The 14,604-nt window shown below is 65.0% G+C and carries 17 protein-coding genes; 6 read left to right on the forward strand and 11 right to left on the reverse strand.

The features are described from left to right. Nucleotides 1-57 precede the first annotated feature (57 nt). Genes nuoH through DXY35_RS03815 form a run of 4 tightly spaced genes read right to left on the reverse strand, consistent with a single transcriptional unit; the run spans nucleotide 58 to nucleotide 4,454 of the window. A complete protein-coding gene (nuoH, locus tag DXY35_RS03800) occupies nucleotides 58-1,176 on the reverse strand; it encodes an NADH-quinone oxidoreductase subunit NuoH (RefSeq protein WP_170950528.1) in 1,119 nt (372 codons plus the stop codon). A gap of 27 nt (nucleotides 1,177-1,203) precedes the next feature. After that, a complete protein-coding gene (locus tag DXY35_RS03805) occupies nucleotides 1,204-2,394 on the reverse strand; it encodes a citrate synthase (RefSeq protein WP_114987754.1) in 1,191 nt (396 codons plus the stop codon). Nucleotides 2,395-2,407: 13 nt separating this feature from the next. Beyond that, entirely contained in the window at nucleotides 2,408-2,896 is a 489-nt protein-coding gene (gene sixA, locus DXY35_RS03810; RefSeq protein WP_115081188.1) for a phosphohistidine phosphatase SixA, read from the reverse strand. Further along, entirely contained in the window at nucleotides 2,874-4,454 is a 1,581-nt protein-coding gene (locus tag DXY35_RS03815) for a DUF3352 domain-containing protein (protein ID WP_244272906.1), read from the reverse strand. Before DXY35_RS03815 ends, sixA begins: the two co-directional genes overlap by 23 nt. A gap of 53 nt (nucleotides 4,455-4,507) precedes the next feature. Here DXY35_RS03815 and DXY35_RS03820 point away from each other — a divergent pair, with 53 nt between their 5' ends. Further along, on the forward strand, nucleotides 4,508-4,864 hold the full coding sequence (locus DXY35_RS03820; protein ID WP_115081190.1) for a rhodanese-like domain-containing protein: 357 nt from the start codon (nucleotides 4,508-4,510) through the stop codon (nucleotides 4,862-4,864). After that, on the forward strand, nucleotides 4,864-5,838 hold the full coding sequence (locus DXY35_RS03825) for a heat-inducible transcriptional repressor HrcA (RefSeq protein ID WP_115081191.1): 975 nt from the start codon (nucleotides 4,864-4,866) through the stop codon (nucleotides 5,836-5,838). The genes DXY35_RS03820 and DXY35_RS03825 overlap by 1 nt, the downstream gene beginning before the upstream one ends. Before the next feature lie 10 nt (nucleotides 5,839-5,848). On the opposite strand, the gene trpB is transcribed toward DXY35_RS03825, so the two are convergent. Next, nucleotides 5,849-7,105, reverse strand: coding sequence for a tryptophan synthase subunit beta (trpB, locus tag DXY35_RS03830; RefSeq protein WP_115081192.1), 1,257 nt, complete (start codon nucleotides 7,103-7,105; stop codon nucleotides 5,849-5,851). Nucleotides 7,106-7,204: 99 nt separating this feature from the next. On the opposite strand from trpB, the gene DXY35_RS03835 reads away from it, so the two are divergent. Together DXY35_RS03835 and cysC are read left to right on the forward strand one after the other, a co-directional pair. Beyond that, a complete protein-coding gene (locus tag DXY35_RS03835) occupies nucleotides 7,205-7,531 on the forward strand; it encodes a translation initiation factor (RefSeq protein WP_115081594.1) in 327 nt (108 codons plus the stop codon). Between the two features lie 31 nt (nucleotides 7,532-7,562). Beyond that, the gene (gene cysC / locus DXY35_RS03840) at nucleotides 7,563-8,207 is read left to right on the forward strand and encodes an adenylyl-sulfate kinase (RefSeq protein ID WP_115081193.1); all 645 of its coding nucleotides are present in this window, start codon (nucleotides 7,563-7,565) and stop codon (nucleotides 8,205-8,207) included. Here cysC and DXY35_RS03845 read toward each other — a convergent pair. From DXY35_RS03845 to purE, 3 genes are read right to left on the reverse strand one after another with little or no spacing between them, the layout of a single operon-like run. Then, complete coding sequence (locus DXY35_RS03845) at nucleotides 8,167-9,252, reverse strand: AI-2E family transporter (protein WP_115081194.1); 1,086 nt, start codon at nucleotides 9,250-9,252, stop codon at nucleotides 8,167-8,169. The two genes, cysC and DXY35_RS03845, sit on opposite strands and share 41 nt — an antisense overlap. A gap of 21 nt (nucleotides 9,253-9,273) precedes the next feature. Next, complete coding sequence (locus DXY35_RS03850; RefSeq protein ID WP_115081195.1) at nucleotides 9,274-9,903, reverse strand: oxidoreductase; 630 nt, start codon at nucleotides 9,901-9,903, stop codon at nucleotides 9,274-9,276. Then, on the reverse strand, nucleotides 9,900-10,454 hold the full coding sequence (gene purE / locus DXY35_RS03855; protein WP_115081196.1) for a 5-(carboxyamino)imidazole ribonucleotide mutase: 555 nt from the start codon (nucleotides 10,452-10,454) through the stop codon (nucleotides 9,900-9,902). The genes DXY35_RS03850 and purE overlap by 4 nt, the downstream gene beginning before the upstream one ends. A gap of 11 nt (nucleotides 10,455-10,465) precedes the next feature. On the opposite strand from purE, the gene DXY35_RS03860 reads away from it, so the two are divergent. Together DXY35_RS03860 and bchM are read left to right on the forward strand one after the other, a co-directional pair. Beyond that, complete coding sequence (locus tag DXY35_RS03860; RefSeq protein ID WP_115081197.1) at nucleotides 10,466-11,653, forward strand: N-acetylglucosamine-6-phosphate deacetylase; 1,188 nt, start codon at nucleotides 10,466-10,468, stop codon at nucleotides 11,651-11,653. Nucleotides 11,654-11,680: 27 nt separating this feature from the next. Beyond that, on the forward strand, nucleotides 11,681-12,394 hold the full coding sequence (bchM, locus tag DXY35_RS03865; protein WP_115081198.1) for a magnesium protoporphyrin IX methyltransferase: 714 nt from the start codon (nucleotides 11,681-11,683) through the stop codon (nucleotides 12,392-12,394). Here the strand turns inward: bchM and DXY35_RS03870 are convergent. From DXY35_RS03870 to DXY35_RS03880, 3 genes are read right to left on the reverse strand one after another with little or no spacing between them, the layout of a single operon-like run. Continuing rightward, entirely contained in the window at nucleotides 12,358-13,317 is a 960-nt protein-coding gene (locus tag DXY35_RS03870; RefSeq protein ID WP_115081199.1) for an RNA pseudouridine synthase, read from the reverse strand. The two genes, bchM and DXY35_RS03870, sit on opposite strands and share 37 nt — an antisense overlap. Next, nucleotides 13,314-14,051, reverse strand: a complete 738-nt coding sequence (locus tag DXY35_RS03875; RefSeq protein ID WP_115081200.1) for a response regulator transcription factor — start codon at nucleotides 14,049-14,051, stop codon at nucleotides 13,314-13,316. Before DXY35_RS03875 ends, DXY35_RS03870 begins: the two co-directional genes overlap by 4 nt. Nucleotides 14,052-14,090: 39 nt before the next feature. Continuing rightward, complete coding sequence (locus DXY35_RS03880; protein ID WP_115081201.1) at nucleotides 14,091-14,603, reverse strand: hypothetical protein; 513 nt, start codon at nucleotides 14,601-14,603, stop codon at nucleotides 14,091-14,093. Nucleotide 14,604: the final 1 nt, after the last annotated feature.

Consider the following 14,604-nt stretch of genomic DNA (forward strand, 5'->3'; position numbering starts at 1 on the left):
TCTGAAGGGGAGAGAACGAAGCGGAGCCGGGAGCGAAGAAATCCTAGGTAGGAAAACCTAGCCGCCGAATGCAACGGGGAATGCGAGCTTGAGGGCTGCTGTCACCAGAAGGTTCACCAGGGACAGAGGCAGCAGGAACTTCCAGCCGAGATCGAGCAGCTGGTCAATGCGCACGCGGGGGGTGGTCCAGCGCAGCAGGATCGCCACGAACACCAGCAGATAGGCCTTGAGCACCGTCATCACGATGCCAACGGTGCCCGTGATCACCTGCACCACGGGGGCATCGATGGGCTGGTTCAACCAGCCGGCCAGCCACTCCACAGGAATCGGGAAGCCCCAACCACCGAGATACAGAACGCTGACCAGAACGGCCGAGAGCACCAGGTTGATGTAACCCGCCAGGTAGAAGAGGGCGAACTTCATGCCCGCGTACTCGGTCTGATAGCCGGCGACCAGCTCTTCCTCAGCTTCGGGAAGGTCGAAGGGCAGCCGCTCACACTCGGCCAGGGCACAAATCCAGAAAATCAGGAAGCCCACCGGCTGGCGCCATATGTTCCAGCTCAAGATGCCGGCACCGGTCTGCTGACCCACAATGTCGACCGTGCTCAGCGAGTTGGTCATCATCACGATGGCCAGCACCGCTAGAGCCAGGGGAATCTCGTAGCTGATCGATTGAGCCGCGGCCCGCAGCCCACCGAGCAGCGAGTACTTGTTGTTGGAGGCATAGCCGCTCATCAGCAAGCCGATCGGCTGGATGCTGCTGAAGGCGATCCAGAGGAAGATCCCCACGCCCACATTGCTGATCAGCAGGTTCTGGCCGAAAGGAATGATCAGCCAAGAAATGATCACCGGCACAACCACCAGCACCGGGCCGAGGGTGAACAGCAGGCTGTCGGCCCGCGCCGGGATGATGTCTTCCTTAACGAGCAGCTTGAGGCCGTCAGCCAGGGGCTGAAGCACGCCCAGGGCACCGGCATACTCCGGACCAATCCGCTGCTGGACGGCGGCGGAAATCTTGCGTTCCAGCCACACCGAAACCAGCACACCCACCACTGCAGCCACCAGAACCAGCAGCATCGGCAGCGGCAGCCAAAGCAGCCTCGCCACCTCCGGGGAGAAGCCAAACCCTTGCAGGGCCTGGCTAAAGCTCAATTCCAGGTCCAGTCCCGGACTCACCATGGTGTCGACGGAAGTGGGTGCAACTTAGGCGGCCGGAGCCGAGACGCGCTCCTCAATGGGCATCCAGGAGCGTGGCTGGGATCCGGAGTAGATCTGCGAAGGCCGGAAAATCCGGTTCGCCCCCAGCTGCTCCCGCCAATGGGCCAGCCAGCCGGCAACCCTGGCAATGGCGAAGACCGGCGTGAACAAATCCCTGGGAATGCCGAGCTTGCGGTACACAAGGCCCGAATAAAAATCGACGTTGGGATAGATGCCTTTGGGGCCGAGGCGGGACGCTGCTTCCGCTTCGATCGCCCGGGCCACGTCGTAGAGGTCGTCATGGCCAAAACTGGCGAACATCTCCTCCACCAGGGCCTGCAGGATCACGGCACGGGGATCCTTCACCTTGTATTCCCGGTGGCCGAAGCCCATGATTTTGCGTTTGGCCGCGATGGCTTCATCCAAGAAAGCGCCAGCGTTCTCGGGACTGCCCACCTGCTCGAGCATGGCGAGGACATCTTCATTGGCGCCGCCGTGGAGTGGGCCCGCCAGGGTGCCGACGGCTGAAGCCACCACGGCGTAGGGGTCGGTGAGGGTACTGGCGGTGACCCGAGCACTGAAGGTGCTGGCGTTAAGGCTGTGCTCGGCATGGAGCATCAGGCAGCGATCAAAGATCCGCGCTGCTAGGGGATCCGGCTCACGTTCGGTGAGCATGTAGAGGAAATTGGCGGAGTAGGCCAGATCATCCCGGGGCTGGATTGGGTCCTGGCCTTTGCGGATCAGCTGAAAGGCCGCCACCATCGTGGGGATCTTGGCGATCAACCGCACCACCGCGTCATAGATGTACTGCGGGTCGTCGATCGCCCGGCGCGAATAAAACAGCCCCAGGGAAGCGGCGCTGGACTGCAGCGCGTCCATGGGATGGCCGCTGGCCGGGAAGCACTTCATCATGTCCCGCACACGGAAGCTGACCCGCCGGTGCATCTGCACCGCGTGCTCAAACTCCGCCAACTGGTCGCGGCTGGGCAGCTCTCCCCAGATCAGCAGGTAGGCCGTTTCCAGAAAACTGCTGTTGGCCGCCAGATCCTGCATCGGGTAGCCGCGATAGGTGAGCAGCCCCTTCTCACCATCGATGTCGCAGATCGCCGACTGGGTGGCCGGCACGCCATCCAGACCTGGACGCAGTTCGATCCCGGTCCGCGCATGGCGCAGGTCGCCTGTCTGCTGCTGGGCCACCACCTGATTGCCTCTAACAGCAACCTAAATCGTCAATCAACAGTGCTGGCCGAAGCAAGGCCTTCAACTGCCACTGGCCCGTGGAACGACGCAGCTGAATCACGCCGGCTTTCTTCAGCACCAGGGATCCCGGGGCACACCCCAGAAGACCGCAGGCCAGATCTCCTAGATCCGGCTCATGGCCGACCAAGCCAAGCCGTTGATCAAAGGCGGTAACCAGCATGTTGAGGGCCCCTCCCGGCTGGAGCCGTTCATCCACCGCGAGTTCAGAAGCGAGCCCCGCCTCCAACGCCAGTTCCGCCGTTTGCAAAGCCCGGCGATAGGGGCTGGACAGCAATCGATCCAAGCGCAGCCCCCGTTGCACCAGGGCCGCCATCACCCGCTGGGTTCGCTGACGGCCAGCGGCGGTCAGGGGTCGATCCGGATGGTCCTGGCCCGCCTGGCGGGGCTCGGCGATGCCATGCCGCAACAGAACCAGGTCAGCCGAGTTCGAGCCGGGCATGCAACGGAATCTCGGTACTGCCTTGCTCCTGACGATCAACGTCGACGGCCACCGCAAGGCCGCGGACCTGATCCTGAAGCGGCCGCCCCGCCATCACCTGCAGCAGGGCCCAGGGCCGCCATTGCCCCAAGAGCGCACGGGCCGGCTCATCCGCCAGCAGGAGGGCCTGCGCCGGTTGGGCGGAGGCTGTGAGTTCCTGCCATTGGTTCAAGCGGGGCTGGAGGGCACGTCCGTTCTGGCGCTGCGCCAGGGCCATCAAGGACTCGCCCCACCAGTTCAGCGCAGACGAGCGAACCTGAGCCACGGCCAATTGGGCATCCACCCCAGGCTGGCGTCCCCGCTGGCGCACCAGCCGCGTCCACACGCTCAACACCTCGCCATCGCCCTCCAGTTCAGAACGGGTCAGGCCCTGCTCCTGCAGACGTGCATCCACCGCATCCCTGGCGGGGCTTTGCGGGCGGGTGGCCAGCAGCCAGCCCTCGGGTTGCTCCTGCCAGAGAAGAGGGCCAGCATCAGCCCCCACAACAGCATCGGCCGCCGGCTGGTCCGCCAGACGCTGCTTCAGCAACGGAGCGAACCATTGGGCCAGGGGATGGCTTTCGCTGGGATCCAACAAACGGGCCGGACTCTGGAGCTGAGCCAGCCAGCGGGCATGGCCGCCCGCCGACGCCGTCAGATCCGTGAGCCCAGGCCAGGGGTCGGTGCCAAGGGCTTGCCGGAACCCGAGGCGCCCATCCACCGCCAGGGTTGAACCCTCCGGACGCAGTGATGCCACGAGTCCGCTCAGATCGTCCCGTTGGGCCACCAGCTGCGGAAGCTGCAGCCAATGCTCAAGGGCATGGGGAGATGCCGTGAGCAGAGCCACGCCTTCGCCGAGCTCAGCCACCTGACGTTGCAGGCGTTGATCGCCCAGCTGATGCTGATCCGGAAGCTGGGAGACATCGAGGGCCTGCTCCAGCACACCCCGGCCTGAGGCCACCAGCAGCAGATCGTCGTCAATCAAGGCCGTGGCCAGGGGTTGGGGGTCATGCCCCACCAACGCCCCCTGGCCGCTGATCACACCGATGCCGCGGTAACTGCTGATCTGCAGGTCGGTGCCCGCCAGGCTGCGGGTCTGCCAGAACCGTTGCAGAAAGCGCCGGGCGCCGTCGTCATCCCGACTGGTCAAAGCCAACACCCAACCGGCGTTGGAATCCCCATCGGTGAGGGTGAGACTGACCTCCTCGCCAAGCCAGGCCTCCAGCTCAAAACCGAACTGGAGGCCCGCCAAGGCGAAGACGCCTTCGCGCCACTGCCGGGCGCCATCACGGGCATCGCGGCGTTGGGAGGCAGGGGCAACGGCCTGGGCATAGGCCGGCAACCGTCCTGGATCGGCCAACCAATGGAGGGACAAGTCAGCATCCCGGGGCACAAACCGGGCCGCCCGAGGCAGATGCAACGGCTGCTCTGCCAACTGCAGGGGGCTCTGGCGGTTCATGGTCCAGAGCAGGCCAGCGGCCAGCAAAATCAGCGACAACAGCACAGCGCCGGCAGCGCTGAGGAAGGGGCGGGCCTTCATGGGCCGGCGGTCTCGGGTCGCCTCATCTTTGTCCATCACCGCAGAATGGCGCCATGGGCCAATCCCAACAACCACAACCAATCCAAGCCTCTGAACTGCAGCAATGGCTGCAAAGCGAGGGACCTTCACCGCAACTGGTGGATGTGCGCGAGGAGGCTGAGCTCGCGATCGCTGCCTTTCCAGGTGCGGTGCTGCACCGGCCCCTGAGCCAATCCAATGCATGGCTTAGAACACTGCAGGCCGACCTCAACCCCGATCAACCCGTCGTGGTGGTCTGCCATGCCGGCGTGCGCAGCTACCACTTCGGCCTGTGGCTGCTGGACCAACCCTGGGGCCTTGAGGTGTGGAACCTTGAGGGAGGCATTGATGCCTGGAGCCTTCAGGTGGATCCCAGCGTTCCCCGCTACTGATGAGCAAGCCCCTGTCCCTTCGGCAAGAACAGGTGCTTCAGGCGACGGTGCACCACTACGTCGACACGATGGAGCCGGTGGGCAGCCGCACCCTGGTGCAACGCTTCGGCATTCCCGCCAGCTCCGCCACCGTTCGCTCCGCCATGGGGGCGCTTGAGCGCCGAGGACTGCTGCATCAACCGCACACCTCCGCCGGACGCGTTCCCAGTCCGATGGGATACCGGCACTATGTGGACGCGTTGCTGCCGGAACCCGGCATCGCTGTTCAATACCTGGAACGGGAGCTCACCGGCCTCAGTCTTCGTTGGGCCGGTTTGGACGACCTGATGATGCATCTGGCTCGTCGGCTGACGGATTTCACCGGTCTGATGAGCCTGATCACCCAACCGCAGCAGGAGAACCAGCAACTGGAGACGATCCGTCTGGTGCCCAGCGGTGATCGACTGCTGGTGATGCTGGTGGAAGCCAATGGCCGCGCCAGCCACCTCAACCTGCGTCTGCCCCACGGAGCTGAAGCTGAACTCACCGCGATGGAACGCTGGGCGTCGGCCCAGCTCGAGCAGGGCGACCTGAACTGGGACGCACTGCCCAGGCAGCTGCAACGCAGCGGTGCTGTGCTGCGCAACGCCCTTGAGCAGCCCACCCCCGCCAACTCCACACAGGTGGTGGTGCATGGCCTTTCCAGGCTGGTGAGCGAACCGGAATTTGAAAGCACCTCCAGCCTTCGGCCGCTGCTGGAACTGATCGATGACCAACCCGCCACCTTGATCAGCCGCGGTGAATCCGCACGGGTGTGGATCGGCGAGGAACATCCGCAGCCAGCCCTGGAAGCCTGTGCCGTGGTTCAGGCGCCCTACCGCTGCAACGAGGGGCTCGGCCATGTGGCCCTGGTGGGGCCGATGCGGATGGCCTATGCCACGGCACGGGCTGCCGTGCAGCGGGTGGCCCGCCACCTGGAATTGCTGCTGGCCTGAGGTCAGCTCCCTAGAGCTGATCCCCCAGCTTCTCCGCCACGGTGTTGACGTCCTTGTCGCCGCGGCCGGAGCAGTTGATCACCACTTCGGTGCCATCGGCCAGGGTGGGGCAAAGCTGCTCAAGCCAGGCGAAGGCATGGGCGGTTTCAAGGGCCGGAATGATGCCCTCAAGCTCACTCACCAAGCGCAGGGCATCGAGGGCTTGTTGGTCGGTGACTGCGGCGTACTCGGCACGTCCGATCTCCCGGAGATAGCTGTGCTCCGGCCCCACTCCGGGGTAATCGAGACCTGCACTGATGGAGTGAGCCTCCATCACCTGACCGTCGCCGTCCTGCAGCAGCAGGCTCATGGCGCCGTGCAGCACACCGGCACGACCCTCGGTGATCGTCGCGGCGTGGCGACCGGTGGCCACACCATCACCGGCGGCCTCAACACCGATCAGCCGCACAGACGTGTCCTGCACAAAGGGATGGAACAAGCCCATGGCATTGGAGCCACCGCCAACGCAGGCCATCAGCACGTCGGGCAGCCGGCCGAAGGCGTCCTGACACTGCTGCTTCGACTCCTCACCGATCACGGCATGGAAATCCCGCACCAACATCGGATAGGGGTGCGGACCAGCGACGGATCCAAGGATGTAGTGGGTGGTCTCGACGTTGGTCACCCAGTCGCGGATCGCCTCACTGGTGGCGTCCTTGAGGGTGGCGGTGCCGGCCGTCACCGGTTGCACCTTGGCGCCCAGCAGGCGCATGCGGAAGACGTTGAGGGCCTGACGGCGCATGTCTTCCGCACCCATGTAAATCACGCACTCCAGGCCGAAGCGGGCACAAACCGTGGCCGTGGCGACGCCGTGCTGCCCCGCACCGGTCTCGGCAATGATCCGTTTCTTGCCCATGCGCAGGGCCAGCAGGGCCTGCCCCAGGGCGTTGTTGATCTTGTGGGCACCGGTGTGGTTCAGGTCTTCCCGCTTGAGCCAGATGCGGGGGCCACCGTCGGCGCGGCGGTAGTGGGCGGTGAGACGCTCGGCCTCATACAACGGTGTCGCCCGCCCGACGTAGTTCTTGAGCAGGCGGTTGAGCTCGGCGGTGAAGGCGGGATCGTTCCAGGCCTGGGCCGCTGCTTGCTCCAGTTCCGCCAAGGCCGGCATCAGGGTCTCGGGCACGTACTGGCCACCGAATCGTCCAAAGCGGCCATGGGCACCGGGGCGCACCGCTGGCTGCAGGCTGGAGGGATCCGGAGTGCTGGCGTTGGGCAGGGTGCTGGTCACGGATCCACGGCGGAGCGTCGGCTCAGCGTAAGCAGGCGGTCACGCCATGGGGCGCCGCATCGGCGCTCATCGACAATGCAAGCCGGTTGCGACGGGTGGATGCCGAAGGGAGGCTGGCAGGAATTCAGCAGTGCCGAGAGCCTGCAGCGACCGAGCGGCCCTGCGGCGGAGCCCACAGCCAAGGCGCAGCAAATGGTGCGGGTGCAGCCCACCCGTGGTGGCAAAGGTGGCAAAACCGTGACGGTGATCCGGGGCCTGGAGCTGGATGCTGCGGGCTTCAAGGCGCTGCTGAAGAAGCTCAAAACACGCATCGGCAGTGGCGGGACCGCCAAGGACGGCGTGATCGAACTGCAGGGAGATCAGGTGGATCTGGCACTCGAGCTGCTCAGCAAGGAGGGATACCGGCCGAAACGGGCTGGGGGCTAGGGGAGAATGGCTGCCACTTCATGCCGTGGCCATGACCGACAGCCCCACCTACGGAGAGCTCACCAACAAGGGTGCGTCCACCAACATCGCCTGGCATGAGGCCTCCGTGGGCCGCGACGAGCGCTCGAAGCAGCGCGGTCACCGCAGCGCCATTCTTTGGTTCACCGGGCTCTCCGGCTCCGGCAAGAGCACCCTGGCCAATGCTGTCAACGCAGCCCTGTTCGAGCGGGGACTCGCCACCTATGTGCTGGATGGCGACAACATCCGCCATGGCCTCTGCAAAGACCTGGGCTTCTCCGATGCCGACCGTGAGGAAAACATCCGCCGCATCGGTGAAGTAGCCAAGCTGTTCCTGGATGCGGGCGTGATCGTGCTGACCGCCTTTGTGTCGCCCTTCCGTGCAGACCGGGACAAGGCCCGTGACCTGGTGGAGGACGGTGACTTCCTCGAGGTGTTCTGCGCCGCAGACCTCGAGGTCTGCGAATCCCGCGACCCCAAAGGCCTCTACGCCAAGGCACGGGCGGGGCAGATCAAGGAATTCACCGGCATCTCCAGCCCCTACGAAGCACCGGAAACACCCGAACTGAAGATCGACACCGGCAAGCAGGATCTGGCTGACTCCGTGGAGCTGGTGATCAAAGCGCTCCAGGAGCGTGGGGTGATTCCGGCCGCCTGAGGTCGCCGTCACCAGCCCTGGCGGCATCCGCCAGGGTTTTGATGCAACTGGCCACCGGCACAGCCAACAGCAGGCCCAGAAGATCGCCCACGCCATAGAGGGCGCCCACCCGGGCTCCAATGGGCAAGGCAATCAGCAGCCAGGCCGGTTGCAACCCCACGATGCTGCCCATCAGCCGCGGTTGGATCACCTGATCCACGATCTGACCGACAACAATCGCCGCGGCAAGCAACTCAAGGCCTGTGCGGGGGTCCTGAACCGCCAGCACCGCACTCACCGAGACGATCGACACGGCACTGGCATAGGGCACCAGGGTGGTGAAGCCGATCAGCACAGCGAACAAGACGCCGTAGGGAATGTTCAGGGCGGTGAACACCAGAAGCTGACCACCACTGAGGATCAGCGCCAACACCACCTGGCCGGCGAAATAGCCCCGAAAGGTGCGCTCGAGGGTCGTCTGCACCAGATCCCGCCAACGGTCGGGCAGCCAGCGGGCCAGACCGTCGACGATCGGATCCGCCCCAAACAGCAGGAAGACCGCAAGCACCAGCACGATCACCACATTGATCGTGGTGCCCACCGTGGCCCCCAGCAGGCCCAACAGGCGTTGACTCAACTGCGTCGCCAGACGGCTGAACTGGGCCACCAGATCACTGCTGAGGTCAGCGAAATCAGCAGGCAGGCCATGGCCCAGCGCCCAGAGCTGACCCCGATCGATCCACTGCTCCGCCGCCGTAAGCAGAGACGGCGAGGCACTGAGCAATTGGCTGAGCTGTTCGATCAGCAGCGGCACCAGGGCCACAGCCGCCCAGACCAGAAGCCCCATGGTCACCAGGACCACGCTGACGATGGCCCAGGCGCGGGGAAGACCCCGTTGCGAGAGCCAGCGGCAGGGCAGGTCCAACAAAAAGGCGATCAAGGCCGCGGTGAGGAACAGCCCGGGGAATGGGGCGAACTGCACCAGCAAACGCTTCAGCACAAAGGCGTTCAAGCCCAGAACAGGCAGCAGAAGGCCAAGCCGCAACCAGGCCGGCCAGGGCGTCATCGTGGCGATGACGCGAATCGATCAGTGCTGCTCAAGGGCGGCCGGATTGGAGGCGGAACTGACGTAATGGCACCAGAAACTGAGCCAGGCGGCAATCCCAAGGAACTTGAATCCCTCCTCAAAGATCTGCACCGTCTCGTAGGAATTCGGCCACAGCCCCTGGAGGGCATCAGTCAGAACCGACAAGCCCAACAACACCACGGAGACCAGAAAGGTGTCGCCCCCGAAGCGCCGCAGGGGGCCACGAAAGCGGAACAACAGCAACCCGGTGAAGAAGGCGTAGGTGATGTAGAGGAACGCCTCACCGAGGTAGCGGTCATGCACCAGGAACATGTCGTCGAGGCAGAGCCAGAGCGAGAAACCACCCCCACAGAAGGCGAATTGACGGTTCAGAACGGAGCCCTGGATCTGCCGGGTGGACGCCGCAAACAAGGCAATGGCCGCTGCCGCCATCCAGAGCAGGTAGCCCACGCTGGAGAGGAAACCTTCTCCCAGAGGCGCCTTGCAGGACTGGGCCAAGTCCCTCAGCACCAGCTTGGCGCTGATGCCCTCGGCGCCACTCCAGACCAGGGCAACCGCATAGACGATGGCCGCCGGCACCACCGCCCAAAGCAGCGTGGATCGCAGGGTGGAACGAACGGGAACACTCATGAAGTCATCTGGGAGAGGTAATCCGTGCTGCCTAGATCAACCAGGCGCGCATCCTTGGCGACCACAGCATCGTGAAGGCTGCTGCGGTAATCCTCAAGTTTCTGGGCCAAGCCAGCATCGGCCACCGAAAGGATCTGCGCCGCCAGCAAGCCGGCATTGAGGCCCCCACCGATGGCGACGGTGGCCACAGGAATCCCCCCCGGCATCTGCACGATCGAGTGGAGGGAATCAACCCCGGACAGGGCCCGGCTTTTCACCGGAACGCCGATCACAGGCAGCGTGGTGAGGGCAGCCACCATGCCGGGCAGATGGGCCGCCCCGCCGGCGCCGGCGACGATCACCCCAAACCCCTGACCCCGGGCCGCTTGAGCGAAGTTCACCATCTCCAAGGGGGTGCGATGGGCCGAGAGCACCCGAACCTCCACCTCCACCCCCAACTCGCGGAGGATGGCGGCGGCGGGTTCCATGGTGGGCAGGTCAGAGTCACTGCCCATCACAACGGCAACACGGGGAAGCACTGGCGGCACAACGCAGAGGGGCAAGACTGCCATCGTCTCCCCCCATGGCTGCAGAAGCCAGTGTTGCGTTGATGCACAGGATCACCAACATTCGACTGCCGGGTCCCCTGCCTGGGGACGGAGACCAGCGCTATGCCATCAACCTGGACGAGCAGGGGCTGATCTGCCGCATCGAGGCGATGGGCACCGAAGCGCAACAAGAGGCGCAACAAACTGATGCGGACTGGAACGGCGACTGGCTCAGCCCCCGGGGTGTTGACCTGCAGATCAACGGCGGGCTGGGACTGGCCTTCCCGGAGCTGAGCGAAAGGGATCTGCCCCGGTTGGAGGAGCTCCTCGAGCTGTTGTGGCGCGATGGGGTCGAGGCGATCGCCCCGACCCTGGTGACCTGCGGCATCGCGCCGCTACGCCAGGCCCTGGCCGTGCTGCGGCAGGCGCGGGAACTGCACCGCCCCGGTCGTTGCCGGCTGCTGGGCGCCCATCTGGAGGGCCCCTTTCTGGCGGAGGCCCGCCGCGGTGCCCATCCCCGGGAACACCTGGCGCGCCCCAGCCTGGAAACGCTGGACGAACGTATCGGGGGATTCGAGACGGAGGTTGCCCTGGTCACCCTGGCTCCCGAACTGGAGGGGGCCGCTGCGGTGATCGGGCGCCTGCAGGAGCTGGGCATCAGCGTGGCCCTGGGCCACAGCACCGCCACTGCCGAACAGGCAAGCGCCGGTTTCGATCAGGGGGTGGCCATGCTCACCCATGCCCTCAATGCCATGCCGGGCTTGCACCACCGGGCCCCGGGCCCTCTCGGTGAAGCCTGCCGGCGCGGGGGGATTGCCCTGGGGCTGATCGCCGATGGCGTGCACGTTCACCCCACGATGGCGGTGCTGTTGCAACGGCTGGCGCCGGAGCAAACGGTGCTAGTGAGCGATGCACTGGCCCCCTACGGCCTGGCCGACGGAGAGCACCGCTGGGACGAGCGGGTGCTGCTGGTGGAGAACGGCACCTGCCGCCTCGAGGACGGCACCCTGGCGGGGGTGACCCTGCCGCAACTGGAGGGGGTCAAACGGCTGGCCCGCTGGAGTCACGCCCCCAGTGCTGCGATCTGGAGCGCCACGGTGGCACCGCGGCGGGTGATCGGCGATGCAACGGGGTGCATGGACGCCCTGGTGGGACGGCCACTGACGCAGCTGCTGCGCTGGCACCAGAAGGAGGGTGTTCTGCACTGGGCCTGCGCTGCTTAGGATCCCGCCCACGCAAACCCTTCCGCCATGGCCCCCGATCAGCTGCTGGAGCAGAAACAGGCCGAGAAAAAGGAGGTGAAGGGCTACTTCGAAACCACGGGTTTCGACCGCTGGAACCGCATTTACAGCGACAGCGACGACGTGAACAAGGTGCAGCGCAACATCCGCATCGGTCACCAGAAGACTGTGGATGAGGTGCTGGCCTGGATCAAGGAAAGCGGTGAACTCAGCCAGACGAGCTTCTGCGACGCGGGTTGCGGGGTGGGCAGCCTGAGCCTGCCACTGGCGGCGATGGGAGCCGGTTCGATCAGCGCCAGCGACATTTCCGAAGCCATGGCCCAGGAGGCGGAGCGCCGGGCCCGCGAGGCCGGCCTCGACATGGCCAAGCTGAACTTCTTCGCCAGCGACCTGGAAAGCCTGAGTGGCTCCTTCCACACGGTGTGCTGCCTGGATGTATTCATTCACTACCCCCAGCAACCGGCTGAGGAGATGGTGAAACACCTCTGCAGCCTCACTGAAGAGCGGCTGATCGTGAGCTTTGCGCCCTACACACCACTGCTGGCACTGTTGAAGAGCATCGGGCAGCTGTTCCCCGGCCCCAGCAAAACCACTCGGGCATACACCCTCAAGGAAGACGGCATTGTCAAAGCAGCGGAAGCCTGCGGCTTCAAGCTGGTGCGCCGCAGCCTCAACAAGGCCCCCTTCTACTTCTCACGGTTGATCGAGTTCCGCAAGGCCTGATCTCCCTCACTTGGGGGATCCACCTGGAGGTTGATCTCCCTCAAGTGAGGGAGACCCGAAAGCCGCCAAGCATGCAACCGATAGCCCCCATCACCGGGCGTTGAGGTGGCTGAAATCTCGCGATTCATCAGATAAAGCGGATCCCCCAGCAGCGGACTGCCCATCTGCGCCAGATGAATGCGGATCTGATGCGGCCGGCCTGTGGTGATCGTCACCTGCAAGCGATCGCCCTCGGCCGTGCGCTCCAACAGCTCCAGCTCGGAGTGGGCTGAGAGCCGTTTGCGGATCGGCGCATCGTTCAGCGGTTCCGGCCCCCAGATCCAGCCCAAGAGTGGATGCGGTCGTTCCACCACGTCACTGCTCACCGTCAAACGCTGCCCCAACTCCAACCCGGGCACCCGCTCACTCCAGGCCTGATACACCTTGCGGCAACCGCCGTCGGGCCGGAACTGCTTCGACCAAAGGGCACGGGTCTGCGATTGGCGGGCACACACCTGCAAACCGGAGGTGAAGCGCCCCAGGCGGTGCACCGGACGGGCACCGGTGGGTTCAAGCAAGGCCGTGAGCGTGTGGCGCAGGAAGCCGCCACCGGGCATCACCGGCAAGCCCGAGGGCTTGTTGATCACCAACAAGTCGCCGTCGTCGTGGATCGTCTCCCATTGATCAGGGATCGCCTGCTCCAACCAGGGCGGACGCCGCCAACAGAGGGTCTCACCGCCCTGCAAGGCTCGATCACCAGTCAGCAGCGCTCCGTTCCAATCCAGCTCACCGGCGGCGATCCGCTGCTGCCACAACGCAGGATCAGAGTGGCGGTAGCAAGCCGCCAGCCAATCGCTCACCAGCAGGCCGGCAGCGGCCCGCGGCACTCGGTCGCGGTAGGTCCAACCGTTGTTGAACGCCGCCTCGCGCCAGCCAGCCTTCAAGTCACCAGACGGTGCTCCAGGGCATAGCGCACCAGTTCCGTGCGGCTGGAGGTGCCCGTCTTGTTGAACAACCGGCTCACGTACTTCTCCACATTGCGGATCGACGTCTCCAGCTGCCGCGCAATCTCCTTGTTCATCAATCCTTCCGCCACCAGCTGCAGCACACTCGCCTCCCGAGGCGTGAAGCTGTGCACCACCGGCTCGGTGGAGGGCAACGCTTCGGCCTGGGCCAGCAACGAACGAATCTCGGTGATCTGCTTGGCCATCTGGCCCATATCGGTATCCGCAAAGCGCGCCGCCTCCTGCAGCAGCCGTTGCTGGCGCTGGGCCACGTTGCGCACCCGTGCCACCAGCTCATCGGGATCGAACGGCTTGGGGATGTAGTCATCCACCCCGGCCAGATAGCCCTGGGTGCGGTCCGCCGTCATGCCCTTGGCGGTGAGGAAAATCACCGGGGTGCCGCCGAGCCGTTCATCAGCGCGCAGCTTCTGCAGCAGGCCATAGCCATCCAGCCGCGGCATCATCACGTCGCTGATCACCACATCCGGCAGCATCTGCTGGGCCTTGGCAAAGCCTTCCTCCCCGTCCACCGCGGTGGTCACCTCAAAGCCTTCGTCTTCCAAGTAGGCCTGCACCGCCGTTCGCAGACCGGGCTCGTCGTCCACCAGCAACAGGCGCGGGGCTGGCGCCGCGGCCTCTTCGGATTCAGCGGTGGGGGTGGGCGCGTCGCTCATGGCTGGAATCGCTCTGGCCGCAATGTATGGAGAGCGAGCTCAACGGGCCAGTGCGGGTAACTGCTCCTGCTGTTCGGGAATCAGGGTGGAAAAGCCCAGATCCAGGGCCTTCTGACGCAACGTGGCTGGGTCGGTTCCCGCCACCTCCGGCACACAGGCCGCCCACCACACCAGGTGATCTTCGCGGTTCACGTCAGTGATCGGACCGCCGGGATTGAGGGTGCGCACGTAGACCATCGACGGCGTGCGTTTCACCCGCAAGGGCGTCTCGATGGAGCAATTAACGCTCTCGACGTAGACGTTCAGATCTGATGCCGACTCCTCCCAGAGGCTGTAGCTGCGGGTGTCGGGATTGGACGAGGCTGGTTTCACTGCGTAGATCCCGATCGACAGGGTGCCGACGGGGGCCGGGCGTTCGATCAGCACCTTGAGATCGGCTGGCCGCGATCGCCGCATCTGCTCCAGCACCTGCTCACGGTCGAAGCCACTGGCGGGTTGCAGGCACACCAGCCCGCCCAGGCCCAGCAGAGTCATCGGCAATCGCAGACCCATG

Source organism: Synechococcus sp. N32 (genome assembly GCF_900473895.1).
In the GTDB taxonomy this organism is placed as follows: Bacteria; Cyanobacteriota; Cyanobacteriia; order PCC-6307; family Cyanobiaceae; genus Parasynechococcus.